Genomic DNA, 24,074 nt, shown 5'->3' with positions numbered 1-24,074 from the left:
TGCTCGATCTCGCTACGCTCGAAAACTGTTGTCGTGCCTAGCGGGCACGTTATGAGGGACGTGCGGCACCCGGGGTTGGCGATCCAGTTGGTCCTGCTCGGCTCAAAACTGGTGTTGCGCCCAGTGGGCACGTTATGAGGGACGTGCGGCACCCAGGATTTGGCGATCCAGTTGGTCCTGCTCGACTCAAAACTGGTGTTGCGCCCAGTGGGTGCGAATGTGGGTAGGTGCGGCACCAGGGGGTTTGGCTCCTATTAGGTGCGGCGGTTTGGGGCGACGTTAGATCGAGGCGACCCGCTTCGCGAGATCCTCGGCCAGCTCTTGGGCTCGGACCGAATCTGTGGCTTCCACCATGACCCGGACCAGGCTCTCGGTTCCGCTGGGGCGCAACAGGACTCGGCCGGAATCGCCGAGAACTCGTTCGGCTTCCAAGACTGCCTCGCGGACCACGGTGGCGGTGGCGACCAGTGCTTTATCGGCAACGGGAACATTGATCAGGACCTGGGGCACAGTCTGTATGACGCCGGCCAGATCGGTGAGGGTGCGCCGTGTGCGGGCCATGCGGGCCATGAGTTTCAGGCCGGTGAGGATGCCGTCGCCGGTGGTGCCGAAGTCGGGGAAGACCACGTGGCCGGACTGTTCACCACCGAGGTTGAAGCCACCGCGCCGAAGCTCCTCCAGGACATAGCGATCGCCAACCGCGGTGGTGCGCAAGGTGATTCCGGCCTCGCGCATGGCGATGTGCAGACCGAGGTTGCTCATGACGGTGGCGACCAGGGTGTCCTTCGCCAGCTCGCCGGCCTCGTGCATGGCGACGGCGATGATCGCGAGAATAGCGTCACCGTCGACGACGGTGCCATCGGCGTCGACAGCGAGGGTCCGGTCGGCGTCACCGTCATGGGCGATTCCGAGGTCGGCCCTGTGCTCGCGAACCGCGCGGCTCACCGAATCGAGATGTGTCGATCCACAATTGTCGTTGATATTGAGGCCGTCGGGTTCGGCATTGATAGCGATCACCGTCGCGCCCGCCTCACGGTAGGCGGCGGGGCCGACCTCGGCGGCGGCACCGTGCGCGCAGTCGACGACGACGGTCAGCCCGGACAGGTCCTGCCCGGTCGCCTCGACCAGATGCTCGACATACCGTTCATGGGTACCGGCCACGCTGTACTGATCGGGTATGACCAGCCCGTGATCACGTGCGCCGGACGCGTTCAGCACCCGCCCGATTCCGGCGCCGGTCGGCCGCAGCAGCGACCCGGTCGCTATGAGCGCCTCGATCCGGTCCTCGATCGCATCATCGAGCTTGTGACCGCCCGCAGCGAAGATCTTGATTCCGTTGTCCGGCATGGGATTGTGCGAGGCGGAGATCATTACGCCGAGGCATGCGTCGTACAGGCTGGTGAGGTAGGCGACGGCCGGTGTCGGAAGCACGCCTACCGAAAGGACATTCACGCCCGCCGCTGTCAGGCCCGCGACAACCGCGGCCTCCAGCATCTCCCCGCTGGCGCGCGGATCGCGACCGACCACCGCGAGCGCGCGCTTTTTACCGCGGCTCAAAATCTGTGCCGCCGCACCTGAAACCTTTAGCGCCAGTTCCGGACTCAGCGAATCATTCGCAAGCCCGCGGACTCCGTCGGTGCCGAACAAACGTCCCATACCTCGCCCCTCATCGGTTGATCCGCGGCGCGAGCAACGGGCCGAGGCGACAGCCTGTGTGACCACGAAAGGGCTCCGCCGAACGCCGCAGGTTTCATATAGCACGAGAGCAGGCGCCCAGCCGTGCTGGAAGCCTGCTCTCGCACAGGTGCCGCGCCGACCGAACCGTCTTCGACATACCAGGATGACTGAAAGACGGCGGCCGACGTAGCCAAAATCAGCGCTTCGAGTACTGGGGCGCCTTACGGGCCTTCTTCAGGCCGTACTTCTTGCGCTCGACGGCACGCGGGTCACGCGTGAGGAAGCCGGCGCGCTTGAGGGCGGGACGGTCGTCCGGGGTGACCTCGATCAGCGCACGGGCGATGGCCAGGCGCAGCGCACCGGCCTGGCCCGAGGGGCCACCGCCGACGAGGCGGGCGTGGATGTCGAAAGACTCGCCGCGCTCGACGGTCACCAGCGGCGACTTGACCAGCTGCTGGTGCACCTTGTTCGGGAAGTAATCCTCGATGGTGCGGCCGTTGAGCACGAAGTTGCCGGAGCCGGGCACGAGGCGCACGCGAACGACGGCTTCCTTGCGGCGGCCGACGGTCTGCACCGGGCGGTCGATCAGGACTGGGGCAAAGGTGGCGGGCTCGGCGTCGTAGCCGTATTCCTCTTCCACGACCTCGGCATTGCCGTCCTCGGCAACAGCTTCCTCGACGAATTCTTCGGTGTATTCCTCGGGTGCGGTCACTGGGCCACCTGCTTGATCTCGAATGGAATGGGCTGCTGGGCGGCATGCGGATGCGTCGGGCCCGCGTAGACCTTCAGCTTGGTCGCAATCGCATTGCCGAGCTTGTTCTTCGGGATCATGCCCTTGATGGCCTTCTCGACGAGGCGATCGGGACGCGACTCCAACACCTGACCGACAGTGCGCGACTTGAGGCCGCCCGGGTGCCCGGAGTGGTGGTGGATCAGCTTGTCCGACTTCTTGTTGCCCGAGATGGCAACCTTGTCGGCGTTGATAATGATGACGAAGTCGCCACCATCGAAGTTTGGTGCGTAGGTCGGCTTGCTCTTGCCACGCAGCAGATTCGCTGCCTGGACCGAAAGACGGCCGAGCACTACGTCAGTGGCGTCGATGACGTACCACTTGCGGGTCACGTCACCTGCCTTGGGGCTGTACGTAGGCACAGTGCTTCCCTGTCTGTAGTCGGTGTTGCCGGCCAAGCGTGCGGTCGAGTTGATCCCGGCGGCCGGTGGAGACCCGGGACTCGACGAACGTTCCACACGCCAGCGGGCAACGATACCAGTCGGGCAGCGCCGAACCGAAACCGGTCAGATTTCGATCGGGGGGCCCGGGTCGACGGCACCGGCCGGGCCGGGAACCCGATAGCGCAGGGTGTCGATGCTCGGTGACGCGCAATCCGCCGCATCGGTGTCCCGGGCCGAATCGTCACGCACGAACGAACCCGCCGGGAATCCTCGGACCGAGGCTATGCCCGGCCGGTGCTCGTTGGTGACCTGCGGGGTCAGTTCGCAGAACATCGACACCAGCCCGACCGCTGCGATCTCCGGCGGGGTCCGATCACCGTCGGACGGCATGGCGCACACGGCCAGCGCCACCGCACCGATCACCACGTGCGCACCGAACAGGTTGTCCTTGAGCTTGTTCCACCGCTTGCCCTTGCGCGGCTTGTCGTCGTCGTCCTCCGAGTCGTGCTCCTGCCAGGCTCCCGGCTGTTGCTGTTGCGAACCGGCCGGGGGCGCACCGTACGGAGTTCGTGAGCCGAGGGACGGCACCGGAGAGCTCGCGGCGGGACTGCCGGGAGGCGATGCCTGCGGCGGCCCCGGTGGATGTTCGCGCTGCTCGTCGGGCTGCTGACCAGGTGGTCTGGTGAAGCGGCTACCCAACTCGGCGAGGCCGGGTGGGAGACTGTCGCGGGAGATCCGGGTGGTTGGTTCGTGGCTCGGCTCGGGCCCTGCCGTCGGGTAACCGGGTCCGTATTGGACGGGCGACTGGGGTTGCGACCGGTCCGGCTGACGCTGGGCGGGATCCGGCTGACGCTGGGCCTGATCCGGCTGACGCGGTGCCGATTCGGCCGGTCGCTGCGCTGGAATGCCTTGCTGCCGAGCCGGTTCTGCCTGGTACTCGGCGGCTTCCACCGGACGCTGCGCCGGTCGTGGCGGCGGCGCAGGCGTTCGTGCGGGCGCCGGTTCCGCATGCCTGCCGCCGGATTCCGGTTCGCCGTTCTCGTTGTCGGTGGCCAGCAGATGTGCGGCACCGAGCACCAGCGCGTGCATCGGATGGTCGGCGACCTGCAAACGGTGCCCGAGGTGGTTCTGGAAGGCCAGCCGCAGCGCGTCGTTGAAGCAGACATTGCCCGACAGCAGCACGGTCGAGGTGTCCGCACCGATCGAGCGGGCCGCGGCCATCACCTCGATCACCACGTTGTCGGCCGATCGCGCGTCACGCATCGACTCGGCGGTGACAGGTACATCGACGGATTCGGTCGGCTGCTCGTCGTCGCCGTGCACCGCGACAACCAGCATCGTCCGGCCGTCGGAATACACTCCGGTCGCGCCGATGCCGTGCGGATTGCGCTCATCGGGAGCACGAACCAGCCCGAGCGCGCGCACGTAGCCCGACAGCGCGATGCTCTCCGGCAACGGCTCGACGGTGACATCGAGCTGTTCGACCAGCTCCGCGTACACCTCGACCTTCTCGTCGGGCCAACCGTCCGGGAACGGCAGGGCCACCACGTCCGGTTTCCCGCGCAGGTATTTGCCGATCGCGGCGAGTGGGTTGTACATGCGCGCCCGCATCACCAATTCCGCGGGCCAGGTCGCGCCCGCGATCACGATCTGCGGATGCCCGAGGATGTCGCGCACGTCGGCGATCGCCATCCCGAGATCCGGCCGTTGCCGTTCCACACCCGCGGTATGTAGCCGCCCCGACGCATCCGCCAGCAGATACGCCGGCGGCGTATATGTACCTTCCACCTGCACCGGGCGTATCGGTGTGCCACCGCCGCCCGCGGCCACGGACACCACATCCCAACCCAGATGCACTGCCCCTACTCGCACCGTCACAGTCATAAGTGTGCCTGGTACGCGTCCGACATGCTCGGCGCATCGAGTTGGACACCTGCTCGACATCGGGCCCCCTGAATGTGGACGACACCATCGATTCCCCGGTCCAAGCCGACTAGAGCGCGGGATTTCATATCGCCGACTTCTTCAACCGCAACCGCTGCCAGGTGAATACCGCCAGGATCAGTGTGATCACCAACAGCATCGCGACGTCCAATGCCCAGATTCCTGGCTCGTGTTTCCACAACGTGTCGGGTTGCGCACTGGCGAATACCTCACGAATATTCACCGTCGACGCCCCTGCCCCGTAACCCCAACGCGACGGGAACAACCAGGACAGCTGCGCGAGCACCACCCGGCCGGTGACCGGGATCAGACCACCCGCCATCACCAGCTGAACCATGATCATCACCACCAGCATCGGCATGACCTGCTCATTGGATTTAGCCACACTCGAAAGCAACAGGCCGAAGACCACACAGCACACCGCAGTCAGCGATATGTCGATATACAGCTCGATACTGCCGTTGGAAATCACCGAACCGTCGCGGGGGGCTTTTTTGCCCGCAAGCGTGATGCCGACCAACACCGCCGATTGCAGGAAGGCCGTGATGCTGAAGACCGCGATCTTCGCGGTCAGATATGCCGACGGCTTGAGTCCGACCGCGCGCTCGCGGATGAAGATCGTACGCTCGCCGACCAGGTCACGCACCGTCAGCGTGGAACCCATGAAGCAGGCGCCGAGGATCAGCACCACCAGCAGCTGCTGGGTCTCACCACCGCCGCTCGGCACGAAGCTGCCGTCCGGTAGCGCCTGCAACGCGCCCCTCTGGAACCCGTTTGCCCCCGGCACCACCAGTGACAGCACACCGAGAATGAACGGCAGGAGCACCAGGAACGCCAAATAGCCGCGATCGGCGAAGATCAACCGCACCTGCCGTCGGGTCAGGGTGGAGAACTGTTTACCGCCGCCGGATTGTGGTGGGCTGCCCACCGGCCCGGTCCGCGCCGGTGCGGGCGGCGGCGGCATGAAGGTCTGCCTGGATCGGTACGCGGCGAATGCCTGGTCGGGATTGGCGGCCACCTTGGCGAAGATCTCCGCCCAGTCGGTAGTGCCGAGCGCGCCACCGACACCGCCGGGGTGACCGCAAAAGGCGGTCTTACCGCCAGGCGCGAGCAACAGCACCTGATCGCACATGTCCAGACAGGCCACCGAGTGGGTGACCACGATGACCACACGGCCCGCGTCGGCGAGCTCGCGCAGCATCACCATCACCTGACGATCCAGCGCCGGGTCCAGGCCGGAGGTGGGTTCGTCCAGGATAAGCAGCGACGGACCGGTCAGCAGTTCCAACGCCACCGAGGCGCGCTTACGCTGACCGCCGGAGAGCCGGTCGACCCTGGTGTCGGCGTGCTCGGTGAGGGAAAGCTCCTTCAGCACACCGTCGATCACCTGCTGGCGATCTTCCTTGCTGTTATCTGGCGGCAGTCGCAGCTCGGCCGCGTAGCCGAGGGCCTGACGCACCGTGAGCTGCCGGTGCAGCACGTCATCCTGTGGAACCATGCCGATACGGGAACGCAACGCCTCGTACTCCGCGTGCAAGTTGCGTCCCTCGAAGGTGACCACGCCACCAGAGGGCTGCGTCGAACCCGCGATCAGTCTCGACAGCGTCGACTTGCCCGCGCCGGAGGGGCCGATCAACGCGGTGAGTGTGCCGCGCCCCGCCTGCATATTGACATCGACGAGCAGTTGCTTGTTGCCCTCGACGGTGAACCCGACCCCGTGCACGTGCAGGCCCTGTTCGGCAACCGGCTTCTGCCGGTGCACCAAAGTGCCCTGCTGGACGACGAAGTCGATGTTGCCGATGGTGATGGTGTCGCGTTCACGCAGCGCCGCCCGCTGCTCGCGGCGACCGTTGACGAAGGTGCCGTTCGCGGAACCCAGGTCCTCGATCGTCAGGCCGCCATTGGCGGCGACGAGGCGGGCATGTTTGCGCGAAGCCAGCGGATCATTGACGACGATCTGGTTGTCGCTGGTGCGTCCGATTCCGAGCCCGCCGGGTGGCAGGCGATCGGCCCTGGCCAGTGGCGCGGTGGACGCCCGCGCCCGCAGCGGCGGCAATGACGAACTATCGGCTCTGGTGGTCATGTTGACATTGGGCTGCTGCGGCACATCCGGCTGTTGGGGCGGCGGTCGAAGCCCTGTCCGGATCGGCGCCTGCCGCAGCTCGGTCTGTGGTGACATCATCTGGGTCCGCGCCTGGCGGTCCACCGGCACCACGGGCAGCAGATGCAGCAGCGGCCCGGTGATCGCGTCGCCGAGCCGCACCTGAGTCGGCCGATCGATCGGCACGGGCTGACTCAGTCTGCGCGCGTCGACGAAAACGCCGTTGGTGCTGCCATTGTCGGCCAGTACCCAGGCACTCCCCTGCCAGGTCAGTGTCGCGTGCACCCGCGATACGAGCGGACTATCAACGAACAGCGTCACCTCGGGCGCGCGCCCCATGGTGATCTTTTGATTCGCCTCGAATACCCGTTCAGTTCCATCATGGCGCACGGTGATGGTCTGCGCCCCCGGTGAAGACATGCAGCGGATACTATTCCATCACCCGGACATAGGCGGTGCCCCCGATGCGCCTTTGCCCCGATCCGGCGACCGATATGAATGCGCTACCGGCCGACGAGGGGGAGCCTTGCCGAAACTCCAAGCGACCACGGTCATTACGGCCGTGCTGTGTGCTGTGACGTTGTTGGCGGGTTGTACCAGATTGGTGGACGGGCGCGCGGTTTCGGTATACGACGACCCGTTCAAAGTGGCGGGGCTGCCGACCACCAACGGACCGAGTGGCCCGCGCTCGGATATCCCCGACACCACCCTCACCGCGACCAACGGCGATGGCAGCGCGACCGACACGCTCGCGCTCAACGCCGTCGACGACATCCAGACCTATTGGCGTGCCGAGTTCGGCAAGGAATTTCCGGGCGAGTTCAAACCGGTCGACAAGCTGCTGTCATGGAGTGCGAAGGCGCCGAAGAGCCAGTCGCACGAGTTCTGCAAGGAATCCACCTACCGCTTGGTGAACGCCGCCTATTGCAGGCTGGACAACTCCATCGGCTGGGACCGGTCGGTACTGCTGCCGACGATGGAAGAAACCTTCGGCAAAATGTCGGTGGTGATGGTGCTCGCCCACGAATACGGACACGCCATCCAAAGCATGGCCAAGATCGTCGGCACCAAAGACCCGGTGATCGTCAAGGAACAGCAGGCCGACTGCTTCGCGGGCGCGTTCATTCGGCATGTGGCCGAAGGCAATGCCGAGCACTTCACCATCAACACCTCCGACGGCCTGAATTCCGTGCTCGCCGCGACCGTCGCCATCCGCGACTCCAACCCCGACGACCCGGAGAGCGTGCACGGCTCGGCATTCGAACGAGTAACCGCCGTCCAGATCGGTTTCACCGATGGACCAAAGGGCTGCAAGAGCATCAACATCGATGAGATCGCGCAGCGGCGGGGCAACCTGCCACAGAGCTTCGCCGGCGACCAGAGCCACGGCGAATACACGATCACCAAAGACAACCTGGTCGAGCTCAGCAAGGCGCTGGCCGCGATCCTGCCGGTCCGGAACGCACCGTCCTACAACTACTCCGGCGCAAAGATCGACTGCCGCAACGGCGTAACCACCGAGCCCGTCTCCTACTGCCCCGACAAGAACACCATCGCGACCGATGTTCCCGAGTTGGCCCAGCGCGGCCTCTCGAATGCCGATGCCGACGATCCGCTGCCGTTGAAGGTGACCGGCGACTACAACGGCTACGTCGTATTCATCTCCCGCTACACCCTCGCCGTCCAGCAGAGCCACGGCCAACCGCTGGTCGGCGCGAAGACCGGATTGCGCGCGGCGTGCCTGTCCGGCGTGGCAACCGGCAAACTCGCTGAGCCGAATCGGCCCGTCTCACAAGGCGATATCACACTGTCCCCCGGCGATCTGGACGAGGCGGTATCCGGTCTGCTCACCGACGGACTCGCCGCCAGTGATGTCCAGGGCAAGACGGTGCCGAGCGGATTCTCCCGCGTCGACGCATTTCGCGCGGGCGTACTCAACGGCGAAAACACCTGCACGTCACGGTATTCCTGATCGGCCGGACGCCGCTGACCCGAATGGGGCCCGTTACCCGAATGGTGGCGGAGCCGCGGGCTCGAATCGCAGCACCCGGTTGCCGATCATCACCTCGGCACCCGGGGCCAACTGCACCGGCTGATTGGGGGTCAGCCGCACCCAATCGCGATAGCCGGGCGGGCGGGTTCGGGTGCCATTGGTGGATCCCCGATCCACCACGGTCACATCCCAATTCACCAGGATAACCTCGGCGTGCGCACGGGACATGCCGCCGGAGGAGTCTTCGACCTTCAGCGGGATGAGCCCACGCCTGGCCTGCTCGGAATGCTCCGGATCGCGACCGACCACCGCGTCCGCGGCCAGCATGTAGGTCATACCGTCATCGAGGATCAACATGCCCAGCGGCGGGCGAACCACCTCGATCAGCGGCTGCGTTTGGTCCACCGGCATACCGCAAACCGTGCAGAACGCCGAGCGCGGATCGCTGGGATGCGCTCGCGCACACTTGAATCCCATCACCTTCACTGCGATGGTGGTGGCCTTCGCGGTCGCTTCCAGCCTGCGCTGCAAACTCGGATCCGGCGCCGGGGCCGGATTGGTGCCGCCCTGTTGGGTCGGCGCGTGATGCAGGTCATCGGATGGATTCCCGGTGGCATCGAGCATCGCGGTCGAGGCTTGTGTCCCGGTCGGATACGGATCTTCCGGTTGCGCCGTTCGCGCCGGTTCCTCCGATCGCACCGGCTCCGAATCGATGCGGGCGGTCGGCGGCGGCGACCAGTGCGCGCCACCTGGGCCACCGGCCGCGGACCGATTGCGCACCTCGTCGGACCAGACGATCGCCCCGCCCGCTAGCGCGATGCCCTCGACCAGCCAGCCGATCCCCCGTTCCCCTGGCAGCTCGGGAATGCGGCCCGTGGTGTCGTCGACGAACAATGCGACCGCCGTATCGGGCACCGCCGCAACACGATCGACAGTGAACGCGGCGTCGCTGCCCCGATACTGCTCATAGGTGCCGTCACCGGCCAGCACCGCGGTAATCGAGCCGTGCAGGAAGATCGCTGTGCCGCCACCACGGGCCGTGGACAGGATCCCGAAGTCGATCGGCTCACCCGGGCTGATCTGTTCCGCGTCTTTCATCAACCATCGTGTCGCCTGCCGCGCCATCAGCGCACCGGGACCGCTCGGTTCTTGCTCGGACGTCTCGCGGATCAGTTCGGCGAGCGATTGCAGGGCTACTACAGCGGGTGATTGCGGGGTCGGCCGACCGGGCCCACGATGCGCGACGACCACCACCGCACCCGCGACCCGTGCGACGACGTGAGCACCGACGACAACCTCGACCTGACGATCCTTCAAAGGTATCGGCCCCCGGCGGGCACAAGGTACAGGTTCGTCGGCACGCACACCAGGGTATTGCACAGCGACAACTCTGTGTCTGTTGTCATCAAGTGCATTCCGCAACAGAAACGGCCGAACCATCGCGGCGCTCGTGGGGTAACTTTCTGTGCACGTACGGGAGGAATGAGGGGCCTGTCATGGTTCGAATGTCGCGTCTCGGCTTTACCGCGGCAGGTGTCGCACTGGTGGGAGTGTTGGCGGGTTGCAGCGTGCCGGGGGCACCGACCGCGGGCGAACCGGATGTGCGCATGCTCGAGGTCGGTACCTATCAGGTCGATCGCCACCAGTACCACCAGGATGCGGGCACCCACGGACCATTACTCGAAGGTATGCGCATGTCAGATGCGGTGGCCCCCGCCGTGCAGATCGACCCGACGCTCACCTACGGCCGTGGTAGCTCCCTGATCGCAACACCCGACGATGCCATCGACTTCCTCGCCAACGTCTCCAAACCGGTTCTGGAAAACCGAAAGATGGTCGTCGGATTCGCCTCCATCGGCGCGGACCGGCCGGACCCGGCGGGCCAAAGCCGTCCGTCGGCGGAGGCCACCTCGGTCACGAATGTCGTCCTGCGTTTCCCCGACGAGGCGACAGCGAAACTCGCCGCGAAGGAACTCGAGGACACCGACATGGCGGTCTCCCCCGACAACCGCAAGGTCGCATCGAACAAGTACCCGGACTCCTACAACCATTGGCGCCCAGGCATTCCCACCATTGGTACCTTCATGTCGTACAAGCAGTTCGTCATCTCGCTTTTCGTCAAACGCCCCAAGGCCGACGACGCCGACCTGCTCAGTTGGGTCGATCGCACGCTCGCCGTCGAGGTTCCCGAACTGGACAAATTCCAGGCCACCGCGCAGAACCAGATCGACAGCCTGAAGGTCGATCCCGAAGGATTGCTGGCCCGTGTCGCGGTGTCCGACCGCAGCGACCACACCCCCGATGGCGACAGATTCGCCGTCTACGGCGCGAACTACCTGATCAACGCCGCCGACGATGAAACCGTCCGGCGACGCCTGCTGCAAGACACCGGCGCCGACCGAGTCGCCATTGTCGACGCCAGTTCCGTTACCCGCGTGCGCGATTCCGTCGCCGCCGGGCGACTCATCGACGGACTCATCAGCAGCGTAAGCGCCACGTTCGACCCGATCACCGCCCCCAATGACGTCCCGGACTCGAAGTGCTTGCAGCTCAATAGCAGCGGCAATCCGGATAAGGACTACAAATACCGGTGTTATGTGCCGTACAAGAAGTACGTCGGCGTTGTCACCAGTGACACCGAACCCGACGTGCGACAGAAAGTGGCGGCCCAGTACGCACTGTTAGCCAATAGTCTGTGACGCCACGACCTTCGGCGCGTGCGTCGAACGACTGTGTGCGGCTGCGCGGTTGGGCACTGTGACATAGAATCCGCGTGGACCGGATCGACCTCGGGGAGGGGCCGGTGCACAACCGGCGGAAGTCTTCGGTTGCCGTCGTGACCGCGGCAGGCTACCGGAATGCGGGGTCCGCACACACCGGGCACAGGTATCGGGGTGAAGTAGGATCCCGCCAGAACTGTGGGAAACAGCGGGGTGGGTACGAGACCTGCCGCCCCGCGCCGACACTCACGAACGGGCAATGGCGAAAGGTCCGCCGGAACGGGGGAAGAATGAGATTCAAAGGCGGGCTGGTCGCGGTACTCACCGCGACCGCGGTGGCCGGCTGCTCGACGAGTGTGACGGGCACCGCGATGCCGGGGTTGACACCGGTGGATCTGGCGGCGTTGAAAGTGGGGGCTTATACGCCTGAGCCGAGTGCTTATGACCCGGACATCGACAGCTACGACGATGTACGACTGATCGAAGCCCGTCGGATGCTCAACTACCTCGTACATCCTTTCGAGGTCGATAGCGAAATCGTCACCAGCAGCAATCTGAAATTCATGTCCGGTGTCGACTCGATGATCGGCGAGGAGCAATTCCCGGAGAAGTACCGCCCTGTCGCACAGGACAACAACTTACTCGCCGGAGTGTACGTTTCCGGTCTCAACTACGATCTGCGAAACCGCAGGAAATTGATCATCTCGGTCCTGCGCTTCCCGACCGACGCCGCAGGCAAAGAGGCTGCCGATCAATTCGATCGGATCACGGGCACACCCGAACGCCATCCGGTTCCGGTCGAGGGATACCCGGATGCCAGAGCATCGTCCGCCGACGACATTACCGCCATATCGTTCGTCGCTCACGGACCGTACGTGATCGTGACCAATACCGGTGTCCCACAACCGAACCAAGCCGGTCTCGCGAGCAATATCCGCAAAACACTCGACCTACAGATCGCTCGCTTGGATCAGCAGAAACCGATCCCCTTGGACGACCTGCTCGACCTGCCGATCGATCCGGACAACATCATGCGGCGGGCACTGCCCCCAGCACTGGACTACAGTGACCCATTCGTCAGCAAAAGCGACTTCGGCTACTTCGAGCCGTCCGGGGAACTGCATTTCGAAAGAAACCCGATCGAGATCCAGCGAGCGTTCGAGGAGAGCGGGGTCGATCTGGTCGGGCGTCGCGGCGGGATCGTCTACCGCACACGCGATTTGGCAGCCGCATTCCGCCTACAGACCGCTTTGACCAAGCCCGGAAAGAATGATGAAGCCATTTCATCACCCCCGGGAATTCCAGACGCCCAATGCTTAAATCTCGATGCGAACGATGACACCAGAGGTTTCAATGAACTCTGCGCTGTCGTGTACGGACGGTACGTCGCCGTGGTATTGGCGAGAACACCACTGGGAACACGGTTGGACTCGGCACTGTATCAGCGCGCCGCCGCCCAATACGCGATCCTGGCGAAGAGCGAGTGAGTCCAAAATGCGATTCCGATACAGCCTGTGCATTGTCGTTGCTGCCGCAATTGCGATGACGACCGGATGTGGCGACTCAGACCCGGACGTCACAACTCCCACCATCGATGTTTCAAAGCTCGACTCCGGCAACTTCCCGACAACACCCCGCGATTCCGAACAAGTCAGGACGCAATATTCTGGTCCAGCACTGGAAGCAATCCGCATAGGAAATGCCAGCCCGCTCCCTATCGACGTGGACAGCCGGTTCATTTTTCAGCGGTTGAGATCGACCGAACGTCGCGTGATGCCCGGAATGCGGCCGTACGTCTACTCATTGAACGAGGCAAGTGAATTCGATGACTTGGCCGAAGGATTCGTCGCTGGCTGGGAAACGAACGGTGAACGCCGTAGACAAGCGGGCCTGGGCACCGAGATGGTCCTACAATCATTGCGATTCTCGACGGCCGCACAAGCCGAGACAGCAGCTCGCAAAATAGGCGATCGCCAGGCGCAGGACACACCGGGTGAACCCGTCACGATCCCGGACTTCCCGCAGGCTCTCGCAAAATGGTCGATCAGTAAGAAATACCTGGATTCACTGCTGGTACACGACACAATGCTGCTGCTGGTACACGTCACGGATCCGATCAGCGAGCCAGTCGATACGGCGCCACTCATTGAATTGACGCGAAAATCATTCAACAAACAGGTCGAAATGCTGAAGGGTTATTCACCCACGCCCGCAGATCAGCTCGGATCGCTGCCGATCGATGCCGACGGCTTGCTCGCCCGCACGCTGCCGATCGAAGAAAAAGACAAGTACAGTGGAAATTTCGACCCGTCGATGGCCGCACCGAAACAGGCAACGATACACACCGAGAAATATCCTAACCTCGCGAAGGCCGCATTCGACGATGCGGGCGTCGATTCGGTCGCAATCGCTGGGGCGCGATTGTATCGCACCCAGGATTCCAATAGCGCGATCAGATTGGCAGCCGCATTATCAAGTCAGGACACCGACAACTTCAAGCCGATGGATAGTCCACCCAATATGCCCGGCGTAAAGTGCATCGATCGATCGGACCCCAAGGCGGACACCTACTACTATCCCCCGGCGTGTTACATAACATACGATAGATACGTCGCGTGGGTGCACGGAAATAACGTTCAGGAGCTATACCAGAAAACGGCAGCGCAGTACAAACTACTGACCTACGGAAGATAGGCCGACGCCAATTCGATCGTGCGGTGAAATGAATTCCGCAGCACTATGCGAACAAAAGGGGAGGGCATGACGCTCGCCATGAAATTCAAACCGATTCGTGCCGCGTCGGCCCTGCTCGCAGCCGGAGCGCTCACGCTCGGCGTCGTCGCCTGTGGCTCGGCGGTGCCCGGCACCGCGACACGGGTGGAGCCCGACGTGTCGAAGCTGGACGTCGGCAACTATCAAACCAAGCCACGCGAAGTGGGAAATGCCAAGAGCGACAAGCAGGCTCGGGCCCGGGAAGCGCAGCGGCTCGCGGACTTCGTCGCCCTGCCCTATGAGGCCGACCCGTCATATGCCGAGGATGCCTGGGGGATCAGTCCGCACGTCGTGCTGAATCGGAAGACCCTGGGCAGCCTGGTCATCAACGACACCTTCGACGATGTCGCCAAGGACCTGGTGGCGGGGTGGGTCAACGCCTGGCAGACCGGAGGCGAACGGGATGCCAAGCGGCGCACGTTGAATATCGCGGTGTTGATGTTTCCGGATGCGAAGACCGCAGGCGAGGTCGGCCCGACCCTCGAACATGACGACTTCACCTACAACCACGACAACCAGCCGGTGCCGATCAACAAGCCGAATACCACGGCACATTGGCGCCCTGACATCTCTTCGGTCGGCGCGTGGACGGTGCACGATCGCTATGTCATCTACATCAAGGTCGTGGACGATACCTCCGCACCCGACCTGCCCGCGTTGACAAACCAGGTCGAAAGAATGATCGACGTGCAGCTGCCCCTGCTCGACAAATTCCAGCCGACACCGGCCGGCGAACTGTCACGTGTCCCGCTCGACCCGCAGGGGCTGCTCGGGCGCACCATCCCCAGCAATCCGGAGAAGCCCATTCGCGCCGAGCCCGATGGCGTATTCACCGGCCGCGGGGCACTGACACTGCTCAACAGCAGCCCGGAAACGCTGTCGAATATCGAGAACCACGGGGTCGATCTGATTTCATTCGGCGACGCGGTGGTCTTCCGCAGCAAGACATCGAAAGGCGCGGAGGATCTCTACGCGAAGTGGCAGCCGTCGACAAGGTCCAAGCCGGGTAGGAAGTCCGTCGATGTCCCGGCCGGGGTCGGTGATCATGTCGAGTGCTACGCGGATACATCCCAGTCCGGAGACACCGTCACCACAATTATGAATGTCTGCATCTTCCAGGTCGACCGATACGTTGTGCAGGCATTCGGCAAGCAGGTCCAAGACCTGCACCAAAAGATCTCCGCGCAGTACGCACTGCTCCAGAGTCGTTGACGGCGATCGCGTGCAGAACATCCAGGACCTCGAGGCCCGCAGGATGCTGAACTACCTCGTTCATCCGTGGGCGCGAAACACCGGTCGCGCACTGGCGGATGCGAGACGGACGCGAGTCGAATACCTCGCGGTGACTTGCTAGATTTTTCCGGAAGGCTCGCTTGCTCGGGCATTCGACATCGTTGAGGAGGACCGAATGGCGTTGCGGCCCGGCGCAATCGTAGGCGGCTACCGGGTACTACAGGTCCTCGGCGCGGGCGGTATGGGCACCGTATATCTGGCCCAGAATCCGATTCTGCCGCGTCGCGACGCCCTGAAGGTTCTCAGCGCCGATCTGTCCACCGACGACGAATACCGCGCCCGATTCGAGCGCGAGGCGAACCTGGCGGCCGGGCTCGACCACCCGAATATCGTCGCGGTCTACAACCGTGGCGAAGAGACCGGTCAGCTGTGGATCGCCATGCAGTACGTCGAGGGCACCGACGCCGCCGAAGAGGCTAAGAAGGGGCCGACGGCGATGACGCCGCAGCGCGCGCTGCGCATCGTGTCCGAGGTCGGCAAAGGCTTGGACTACGCCCATCGGCGCGGACTGTTGCATCGCGATGTGAAGCCGGCCAACTTCCTGATCCAGGTCGTCGACGCCGACGATGACGAAGAACGGATTCTGCTGACCGACTTCGGCGTCGCCAAGTCGTCGGATGACGGCCAAGACCTCACGGCCACAGGCAATTTCATGGCGACCGTCGCCTATGCCTCACCGGAGCAGCTGGTCGGCACCAGCCTCGACCATCGCACCGACATCTACAGTCTCGGCTGCTCGTTGTTCAAACTGCTCACCGGCCAGAACCCCTATCCGTCGACCCTGCCCGCCGTGGTCATGATGGGTCACCTCCACGAGCCGCCGCCGAAGCTGAGTGCGATTCGCCCCGGCCTGCCCGCCGCACTCGATGGTGTGATCGAGAAGGTCATGGCCAAGGATCCGGCCGATCGATACAACACCTGCCGCGAGTTCGTCCAGGCGGCCGAGGCCGCGCTGCACGGCAATCAGTATCGGGCCCCCGAGACCGGGTACTCGACCGACCCGCGCACACCGATCGCCGGGTACAGCACCGCCGCGCACAACCCGGTCGCCGGATACGGCAACACCGCACACACAACTCCGGCCACCGCGTACGGCACCGATCCCCGTACCCCGGTCGCCGGATACCAGCAGCCGCCGCGCACGGACAGCGACCAGCGGCTGGTCACGACGCAGCGCAATGGCAACCCGCGCTCACCCCTGCGCCGGTTTCTGGTGCCAGCGATCGTTGCCGTCGTCGTCGCTATCGCCGTCGCGGCAGGAACGGTCTTCTTCACCAACAATGGGTCCGGCGGAGGTGGTGGTGGCAGCGACAAACTGGCTCAGGTTCGCAATGCGAACCCGCAATTCTCGGGAAAGACGGTCACTGCCTTCAACTTCGGTAACTCCACGCTGTCGGCAGTGCTGAATCCCAGTGAGCAGGCCAAGTTCCTGCAGAACATCGGGTTCGTTTACAACCCGAAATACAAAGCTGTCGGTGACGAGAAATCGCCTCGCACGCTGTCGCCGACCAGCTATTCGACGGACAACGACACCGAGGTCATCATCGTGCTTCGTACCGACAGTGAGGCCGGGAACGGCGGTCTACGCGGATTGCCGAGCAGCATTCTGAACAGCTCGGCGAAGGTCGTTGTGGTCGACGATCCATCCACCATTCAGGCATTCCAGGTGTGGACCGGACAGTCCAACGACACGCTGGCCGACAAGATGGTTCCGGTCATCGCGAAAGTCGTCAAGTAGCGCTCGATCCGGCCGCCGCGGCCCACGCCGATTGTGTTCCGCTGGTAGACGGGGCAGCTCACGGTTCGGTAGGGTGTTCGCAGCCAGCCCACTCGCCAGTTCAGGTGGTAGCGAGCAGGGGGAAGGAGGGGAGCCGTGTGCTGGCAGCGACCGACGCGACGACACCGCGGTCCGGAGATGTCCGGGGGATCTCATCAGACCCTCCGACCGTGACGTAGGCAGTCGACAACGCATTGAGGGCCATAGGGACGCGCTAGATCCGGCAGATTCCTCCGAACCGGATGGAACCGATCGAGTATTGGGCGCGTCCAACCATATGAACGAGTCAGCTGACACTCAGGGATGTTGACCAAGAGCAGGAGGAGCCACAATGTCCGGCAATGGCAAGCTCGTAGCCGATAAGACGATTATCGACGCCAAGGCGAAGGAATTCCAAGAGCAGCACAACAACCTGATGCTCGCCATCAGGCAGCTGAAGACCGACGAAGACAACGTGACCAACGGCGCCAACTGGCAGGGCCAGGCACGTGATGCGTTCAACGCCTTTATGGAGCGGTACTACTACCAGGCCGACAAGATGAACGACAAGCTGGCGGAGACCGGCGAGAAGCTCGTCAAGATGGGGACGTCGTTCGAGGGCCAGGATGACGAGTTCTCTCGCAAGGTCCAAGCCCAGGTTTCCAGCCTCGACCTGCCTGCCGTCTAGTCCGCCAGAATCACAGAATAAGGAGCCTGAATAATGTCAAAGCCTATCTCCGCTCATTTCGACGGCGTCGAGGACGGCGCTCGGCAGATCATCAAGCGCGCCGAGGGGATCTCCTCCGAACTCCAGTCCTTCAACAAGAAGGTCGAAGAGTACGTCAACACCTACGGTCAGGGTGCGGCGAACGATGCATTCGCCGCCTTCCAGGCGAACTGGAACCAGATGTCCGAGCAGCTGCACGCCACCCTGGTGGGTGCCGGTCAGCTCGTCAGCAGCGGCAACTCGGAGCTGCAGGGCACCGACGTCGCGCTGTCGAACATCTTCTGAGCCGAGACTCGGACCAACTCGTGCCCCCGGCAAACGCCGGGGGCACGAGTTATTTGTATAGCCTGCGATCACCAACGCGACCCGAACCGGCGGAACATCTGAATGTCCCACTGGCACAACGGTTTACGGAGCGACAATCAGCGACGACGCGACCAGCTCGCAGGGCGGCGCGATCGCTTCCCAGTTATCGACGTACTGACACCCGGTACTGACCTGCATACCGTGTTCGACGAGCACATGCCAGCGCACCGTCGATCCGTCGGTGGGGTGTTCGATGTAGGACAGTCCGGACTTGCCGCCGAAAACCTGGTCTCGTTTCAGGTCGGTCAGCGTGCCGTTCGGCTTCTGCCGCAGCTGCGTCTCGAGGTTCGCGGCGACCTGTTCGTAGCCGGTTCCCGTGACCACCGGAGTCTGGGTGACGGTGATCCGCATGCGGCTGCCGTCTTCGGGGACCAGGTCGACACGCGGCTTACCCGGATCGGCCACCTGGGCAGTGCGCCAACCCGGTGGGATCTGGAACCGTACTCGCCCAATGGTTTCCGTTGACGAGTTGGGCGCGATGCTCGGTGACGGCTTTGCCTCGGCCGTCGGCCGGAGCGTAGCGGGTACCGGCGTCGAGGTGGCGGCGACCGCGGCGGGGTTGTCGTCGGAGCCGGTAGCGATGACGACACCGATCGCCGCCGCGGTCACCACGATCACCGCCGCCGCACCAGCGGCAATATAGATGTTTCTGCGCCGGGCGGGCGCCTGTTGGGCGGCCGCGCGCTGACGCAGCGGCTGCATCCATTCCGTGGCAGGCAGGGCCGGGGCGGCGTCGGGCCGGTAGCCGGGTTGGGGCTGCGGTCCACGCACCAGATCGGCGCCAGCGATCGGCCGCACTTCGATGGCGGGCCCACCGGAAGGCTGAACCGCCGCGCGGATCAGATCGAGCTTCGCTGGATCCGAAACACCCACCGTCTGAACGACATCGGCGGGCTGGCCCGCGAGCAGCCGACCGATAAGGGCAGCCAGTTCATTGATGCCACGGGAATCCGGAATGAGGTCGGCGAGCGCGAGACTCGGTTCGTACTCACAGGATTCGATATGCGCACCCTGATGATCACGCACCACGGCGGTGGCGGTGGTGGAGAGCGAACCGAATTCCAGCACCACGGTGCGCCGGCTGCGACCGGTGCCCTCGTCGACCGCCACCGCGCGAATCGCCATGTCCTCGAATACGACATCGCCCGCGAAACGGCGAATTGCGGCATCCAGCACACCGCGCTTGCGTGCACCCCACTCGGTCGGGCACACGACCGTGACCCGGTCGCACGGGGTCTCGACGTTCAGGTTCCGCAGCACCGTGCCGATGACCGAGGTCATCGCCTCGGAAACCGCTGGGACGCGCGGTAATAGCGCGATCCGCTCCCCCGCGATGAACGCGACGGCCGAGCTGACCTGGGTCGGCGGCGTCAGTGGCTCGCCCACGACCAGGTCCCCATCACTTCCGAGCACCACCGACGGCGGCACATCCCAATGCGTCGCCGCACCGCGCGCCCAGATACGCGTATCGGTGACTACCAGGTCAACGGCACGCATCATTCCTCCATCGACATCCACGCCAGCTGAATCAGATCCTCGCTGTTGCGCGTGACGTAGGTGCCGCGGCCCGGCGGCTTGATGCCCGGACGCGTGGTGCCGATAAGTACGCCCTCGTCCTTGTTGCAGCTCATGATCAGTGCAGCCGAGCCGAGGTCCTTCATACGTGCCACCGTGGCCTCGTACATGGCGCGGCTCGCGCCACCGGAACGGCGGCAGATGATCAGGTGGAAACCGAGGTCACGGGCGTGCGGCAGGTGTTCGACCAGAACCGAGACCGGGTTACCACTCGAGGTGGCGACCAGGTCGTAGTCGTCCACGATGACGAACAGTTCCGGCCCGCTCCACCAGGAACGGTCTCGCAACTGCTGCGGTGTGACATCCTGCCCCGGTGTCCGCTGGCTGACATAAGCGGCGAGATCGGCCATGTTCTGGGTGAATTGGGGTGCGGTCGATCCATAACCCGCGAGGTAGCCATCGGGCACCAGACCGAGCATGCTGCGCCGATAGTCACCCAGAATGAAGCGAGCCTGGTTCGGGGTGTTCGCCGCCGCGATGCCCTCGATGATCGAACGCAACAGTGTGGTCTTACCGGACTCGGTGTCACCGAAGACGATGAAGTGCGGGCTCTCGTTGAAGTCGAGATAGACCGGTGCGAGTTCGGATTCGTTGATACCGAGCGGAATCCGCATGTTCTTGGTTTCCGGATCGAGCTGCGAGGGCCAGTTCCCGGCCAGCTGCAGCAATTGCTCGCGAGGCAACATCTCCGGCAGCATGCGCGCCGCTGGCGCGTGCCTACCCGGCGTCAGGCGGGCGATCGTCGCGACCGCGTCACCCACCGCCGCGCCGAGATTGTCGGGGTCGGAGCTGCCATCGATGCGCGGCAGACCGGTCAGCATGTGCAGGCACTCCGGTGTCATACCGCGACCGGGACGACCCTGCGGAACCAGCGCGGCGAACTTGCGACCCAGGTCGGAGTCCATCGGATCACCGAGCCGCAGCTCGATCCTGGTCCCGATCTGGTCCTTCAATGCCGGACGTGCCTCGGCCCAGCGCGCCAGGGCGATGACGACGTGTACACCATAGGAAAGGCCCTGCACCGCAAGGTTCATGATCGGCTGCTCGAGTGGATCGAAGTCCTGGCGAATGGAGCCGAAACCGTCGATCACCAGGAATACATCGCCGAACGCGTCCTCGTGGGCGCCGGCCGCGGCCGGGCTGCTGGAGGGGTCCATGGCCCGCAGGCGACGGAACTCCACCATGGATTCGATGCCGAGCTGGCGGAAGCGGGCCTCACGCGAACGGACAATGGTGTTCATCTCAGCGATGGTGCGGCGGACCTTGTCTTCGTCCAATCGGCTTGCCACCGAACCCACATGCGGCAGGCCCTGCAGGCTGGCCAGGGTGCCACCACCGAAGTCGAGGCAGTAGAACTGCACTTGTTCGGCGGTGTGGGTCAGCGAGAGCGCCATGATCATGGTGCGCAACGCCGTCGACTTGCCGGACTGGGGGCCGCCGACGATCGCGACATTGCCGCGCGAGCCGGACAGGTCGACCACCAATGGATCGCGCCGCTGGTCGTAGGGCCGGTCGACAATTCCCATGGGCGCGCGCAGCGTCGCGACGGCGGCGTATTCGCCGGTGAGGATGGAGCGCGGAATCAGCTGATCGAGGGTGGGCGCCTCGTCCAGTGGTGGCAGCCAGATCTCGTGCGCCGGGCGGCCGTGACCGCTGATGCGGGAAGCCAGCATATTCAGGTTGGAGACCTGCTCGCCGTCTTCGGACTGCTGCTCGGGTTCGTGGGTCGGCACCGCGGGCAATGGAATCCGGTCGGCGGGCCGGAAATCGATATGGGTTGCGGCGAATCGACGTGCCTTCACGTCGATTTCACCACCGGCGATCCCGGCGCTGGTGACCTCGCGCTGCGAACCGCCACCGACGTAGGGGCCCGAAACGTAGGACGCTTGGAAGCGCTGGATCTCACCGGAGTCGGACTTGAGATAACCACCACCGGGCACACCGGGCAGGTTGTAGGCGTCGGGGACACCGAGCACCTGGCGAGATTCGTTGGCGGAGAAGGTTTTCAGACCGATTCGGTAGGAGAGGTGACTCTCCAGGCCCTTCAGTTTGCCTTCTTCGAGTCGCTGCGAAGCCAGCAGCAGGTGCACATGCAGCGAGCGGCCGAGGCGGCCGATCATTACGAATAGTTCGGCGAAATCCGGGTGCTGGGTGAGCAATTCGGAGAATTCGTCGAGCACGACGAACAGGGCGGGCAGCGGGTCGAGGTCGGCGCCCGCCGCGCGGGCCTTCTCATACTCGGAGACGTTGGCGAAGTTGCCCGCCTGACGCAGCACTTCCTGGCGCCGATTCATCTCACCGGCCAGGGCGTCACGCATCCGATCGACCAGGTCCGCTTCGTCCTCGAGGTTGGTGATGACGGCCGCCACGTGTGGCACCCCGTCGAGACCGAGGAACGTCGCACCACCCTTGAAGTCGACGAGCACCAGGTTGAGCTGATCCGGCGAATGAGTGGCGAGCAGACTCAGCACCAGGGTGCGCAGGAACTCGGACTTACCCGAACCGGTTGCGCCGATGCACAATCCGTGCGGACCCATACCGCTCTCGGCGGCTTCCTTGATGTCGAGTTCGACGGGGAGGCCGTCGGCGCCGACACCGAACGGGACGCGCAGCCGCTCACGACCGTAGCGCGGCCGCCAGGCGTGTTCGGGGTTGAACGTGCCGATATCACCGAGGCTCATCAACTGCGACCACGACGAGATCACCTCGGAGTCGTCGACCTCGACATCGCTACTGCGTTGTGTCGCCGCGCGATAGGGCGCCAGCCGCCGCGCGACCTGCTGGGCCTGTTGCGGGGTGATCCGATCGATCAGCGCGAAACGTTCCTGGTTGCCGGTGGCGCCGCGGCCGACGCATTCACCGTTCTCCACGATCATCTTGATGCCGCGCGAGACCGCTAAACGTGGGGCGTACCCGCACAAGTCGATGAGAGTGACACCCTCGTAACCGGATTCGCGCAGCTGATCGTCCTCGGCCTCGAGTAGACCGCCGTCGACCACGATGACGATATGGACCAGGTTGGCGTTCGCCGGCTGGTTACGCGAGTACCGGACGCGGTTGGCCAGCAATGGATGCAGGCCTGCCATGGCCTCGCGAATGGAACCGTAGAACATCCGCTGGGTGCCGATGCCGTCCTGCGCGTCGGGGTGCTGAGTATGCGGCAGCCATTTGGTCCATTCCCACTCGCGGGTGGTGTCCGGGCCGCAAACGACGGCGACCAGCACCTGGTCCGGCGCCTGGAACATGCACAGCTGCAACAGCATTGCGCGCGTCATTTCCCTGGCCTCGCCGCGATCGCCGTCCAGGGCGATGGTCGCGAAGCCCTTCACCGCGATCGCGGTGGGCAGATCGGGGACGGTCGAGTGCGCGCGTACGAAACGGCGCAGCGACACCGCCGCGATCGGCTCCAGCTCTTCGACCGGGCCGGTTTCCGGCGCGACCAGGCGGGTGGCCAATCGCTGCCCGCCGATGCCGATGCGCGCGTGGCAGAAGTCCTTGTCGCCCGCGCGACGCTCCCACATACGGCTGGTACCCGCCAGCATCCAGATCAGACCCGGCTCCGGATGACTCCACTCGACCGAAGAGCGCTGCTGCTGGGCGGTCTCGTCGACGTCCTTGCGCACCTGATCGAGATAGCGCAGATAGTCTTTGCGGTCCTCGTTCGCCTCGGCGGCCTTCGCCCCCTTGCCACCACCCTGACCTGCGAACATGCCGACCATGGAGAAGACCATCATCATCGGGAACATCATCGACATCGGGTTCGATGCGATGCCACCACCCTGGGTGAACATCAGGGCCATCATCCCGCCCATACCGACCACCATGACAACGGGCATCAGCTTGCTGATCAAGCTGCCCGGCGTCACCCGGGGGATCTCGGGCGGCGGCTGTAGCGTGACCTCGCCGCCGGGGGTACGCGGCATCTCACGACGCGCACGGCGCTGGAACCGGACGGTGCTCATCGGATGAAAAATCCC

16 protein-coding genes are annotated in these 24,074 nt (G+C 64.3%); 8 read left to right on the top strand and 8 right to left on the bottom strand.

Annotated elements, in window-relative coordinates; translation table 11 throughout:
* Positions 1 to 279: 279 nt before the first annotated feature.
* The 5 genes from glmM to LKE06_RS11420 all read right to left on the bottom strand — a co-directional run bounded on the left by glmM (position 280) and on the right by LKE06_RS11420 (position 7,315).
* Entirely contained in the window at positions 280 to 1,656 is a 1,377-nt protein-coding gene (glmM, locus tag LKE06_RS11440) for a phosphoglucosamine mutase (RefSeq protein ID WP_227998593.1), read from the bottom strand.
* Positions 1,657 to 1,873: 217 nt separating this feature from the next.
* Positions 1,874 to 2,389, bottom strand: coding sequence for a 30S ribosomal protein S9 (gene rpsI / locus LKE06_RS11435; RefSeq protein ID WP_372477326.1), 516 nt, complete (start codon positions 2,387 to 2,389; stop codon positions 1,874 to 1,876).
* Positions 2,386 to 2,829, bottom strand: coding sequence for a 50S ribosomal protein L13 (gene rplM, locus LKE06_RS11430; protein ID WP_227998592.1), 444 nt, complete (start codon positions 2,827 to 2,829; stop codon positions 2,386 to 2,388). The genes rpsI and rplM overlap by 4 nt, the downstream gene beginning before the upstream one ends.
* Before the next feature lie 144 nt (positions 2,830 to 2,973).
* Positions 2,974 to 4,734, bottom strand: coding sequence for a hypothetical protein (locus tag LKE06_RS11425; protein ID WP_227998591.1), 1,761 nt, complete (start codon positions 4,732 to 4,734; stop codon positions 2,974 to 2,976).
* A 124-nt stretch (positions 4,735 to 4,858) separates the two neighbouring features.
* Positions 4,859 to 7,315 carry an FHA domain-containing protein gene (locus tag LKE06_RS11420; protein ID WP_227998590.1) on the bottom strand — a complete coding sequence of 819 codons (2,457 nt, stop codon included), beginning with the start codon at positions 7,313 to 7,315 and terminating at the stop codon, positions 4,859 to 4,861.
* Positions 7,316 to 7,421: 106 nt separating this feature from the next.
* On the opposite strand from LKE06_RS11420, the gene LKE06_RS11415 reads away from it, so the two are divergent.
* Complete coding sequence (locus LKE06_RS11415) at positions 7,422 to 8,867, top strand: neutral zinc metallopeptidase (protein ID WP_227998589.1); 1,446 nt, start codon at positions 7,422 to 7,424, stop codon at positions 8,865 to 8,867.
* Positions 8,868 to 8,900: 33 nt separating this feature from the next.
* On the opposite strand, the gene LKE06_RS11410 is transcribed toward LKE06_RS11415, so the two are convergent.
* Positions 8,901 to 10,205 carry an FHA domain-containing protein gene (locus LKE06_RS11410; protein WP_227998588.1) on the bottom strand — a complete coding sequence of 435 codons (1,305 nt, stop codon included), beginning with the start codon at positions 10,203 to 10,205 and terminating at the stop codon, positions 8,901 to 8,903.
* A 179-nt stretch (positions 10,206 to 10,384) separates the two neighbouring features.
* Between LKE06_RS11410 and LKE06_RS11405 the strand changes: the two genes are divergently transcribed.
* From LKE06_RS11405 to LKE06_RS11375, 7 genes are all read left to right on the top strand, one after another.
* Positions 10,385 to 11,587, top strand: a complete 1,203-nt coding sequence (locus LKE06_RS11405) for a DUF7373 family lipoprotein (protein ID WP_227998587.1) — start codon at positions 10,385 to 10,387, stop codon at positions 11,585 to 11,587.
* Positions 11,588 to 11,898: 311 nt separating this feature from the next.
* Entirely contained in the window at positions 11,899 to 13,095 is a 1,197-nt protein-coding gene (locus tag LKE06_RS11400) for a DUF7373 family lipoprotein (RefSeq protein WP_227998586.1), read from the top strand.
* A gap of 7 nt (positions 13,096 to 13,102) precedes the next feature.
* Positions 13,103 to 14,302 (top strand): DUF7373 family lipoprotein, encoded by a 1,200-nt coding sequence (locus tag LKE06_RS11395; protein ID WP_227998585.1) that lies wholly within the window; start codon positions 13,103 to 13,105, stop codon positions 14,300 to 14,302.
* Positions 14,303 to 14,368: 66 nt separating this feature from the next.
* A complete protein-coding gene (locus tag LKE06_RS11390; RefSeq protein ID WP_227998584.1) occupies positions 14,369 to 15,592 on the top strand; it encodes a DUF7373 family lipoprotein in 1,224 nt (407 codons plus the stop codon).
* Positions 15,593 to 15,788: 196 nt separating this feature from the next.
* Positions 15,789 to 17,411 (top strand): serine/threonine-protein kinase, encoded by a 1,623-nt coding sequence (locus tag LKE06_RS11385; RefSeq protein ID WP_227998583.1) that lies wholly within the window; start codon positions 15,789 to 15,791, stop codon positions 17,409 to 17,411.
* A 370-nt stretch (positions 17,412 to 17,781) separates the two neighbouring features.
* A complete protein-coding gene (locus LKE06_RS11380; protein WP_227998582.1) occupies positions 17,782 to 18,117 on the top strand; it encodes a WXG100 family type VII secretion target in 336 nt (111 codons plus the stop codon).
* Between the two features lie 33 nt (positions 18,118 to 18,150).
* Entirely contained in the window at positions 18,151 to 18,441 is a 291-nt protein-coding gene (locus tag LKE06_RS11375) for a WXG100 family type VII secretion target (protein ID WP_227998581.1), read from the top strand.
* Between the two features lie 123 nt (positions 18,442 to 18,564).
* On the opposite strand, the gene LKE06_RS11370 is transcribed toward LKE06_RS11375, so the two are convergent.
* Both LKE06_RS11370 and eccCa read right to left on the bottom strand, forming a co-directional pair.
* Complete coding sequence (locus LKE06_RS11370; RefSeq protein WP_227998580.1) at positions 18,565 to 20,019, bottom strand: type VII secretion-associated protein; 1,455 nt, start codon at positions 20,017 to 20,019, stop codon at positions 18,565 to 18,567.
* A complete protein-coding gene (gene eccCa / locus LKE06_RS11365; protein WP_227998579.1) occupies positions 20,019 to 24,059 on the bottom strand; it encodes a type VII secretion protein EccCa in 4,041 nt (1,346 codons plus the stop codon). The genes LKE06_RS11370 and eccCa overlap by 1 nt, the downstream gene beginning before the upstream one ends.
* Positions 24,060 to 24,074 lie beyond the last annotated feature (15 nt).

Origin of the sequence: Nocardia australiensis, assembly GCF_020733705.1 — a bacterium.
Lineage (GTDB): Bacteria > Actinomycetota > Actinomycetes > Mycobacteriales > Mycobacteriaceae > Nocardia > Nocardia australiensis.
This window is presented reverse-complemented; position numbering and strand designations above follow the sequence as displayed.

Excerpts from the sequence above, each read along its gene's own strand:
- glmM (WP_227998593.1), bottom strand. The coding sequence starts at position 1,656 with ATGGGACGTTTGTTCGGCACCGACGGAGTCCGCGGGCTTGCGAATGAT.
- LKE06_RS11425 (WP_227998591.1), bottom strand. The coding sequence starts at position 4,734 with ATGACTGTGACGGTGCGAGTAGGGGCAGTGCATCTGGGTTGGGATGTG.
- LKE06_RS11420 (WP_227998590.1), bottom strand. The coding sequence starts at position 7,315 with ATGTCTTCACCGGGGGCGCAGACCATCACCGTGCGCCATGATGGAACT.
- LKE06_RS11405 (WP_227998587.1), top strand. The coding sequence starts at position 10,385 with ATGGTTCGAATGTCGCGTCTCGGCTTTACCGCGGCAGGTGTCGCACTG.
- LKE06_RS11400 (WP_227998586.1), top strand. The coding sequence starts at position 11,899 with ATGAGATTCAAAGGCGGGCTGGTCGCGGTACTCACCGCGACCGCGGTG.
- LKE06_RS11395 (WP_227998585.1), top strand. The coding sequence starts at position 13,103 with ATGCGATTCCGATACAGCCTGTGCATTGTCGTTGCTGCCGCAATTGCG.
- LKE06_RS11390 (WP_227998584.1), top strand. The coding sequence starts at position 14,369 with ATGACGCTCGCCATGAAATTCAAACCGATTCGTGCCGCGTCGGCCCTG.
- LKE06_RS11385 (WP_227998583.1), top strand. The coding sequence starts at position 15,789 with ATGGCGTTGCGGCCCGGCGCAATCGTAGGCGGCTACCGGGTACTACAG.
- LKE06_RS11380 (WP_227998582.1), top strand. The coding sequence starts at position 17,782 with ATGTCCGGCAATGGCAAGCTCGTAGCCGATAAGACGATTATCGACGCC.
- LKE06_RS11375 (WP_227998581.1), top strand. The coding sequence starts at position 18,151 with ATGTCAAAGCCTATCTCCGCTCATTTCGACGGCGTCGAGGACGGCGCT.
- LKE06_RS11370 (WP_227998580.1), bottom strand. The coding sequence starts at position 20,019 with ATGCGTGCCGTTGACCTGGTAGTCACCGATACGCGTATCTGGGCGCGC.
- eccCa (WP_227998579.1), bottom strand. The coding sequence starts at position 24,059 with ATGAGCACCGTCCGGTTCCAGCGCCGTGCGCGTCGTGAGATGCCGCGT.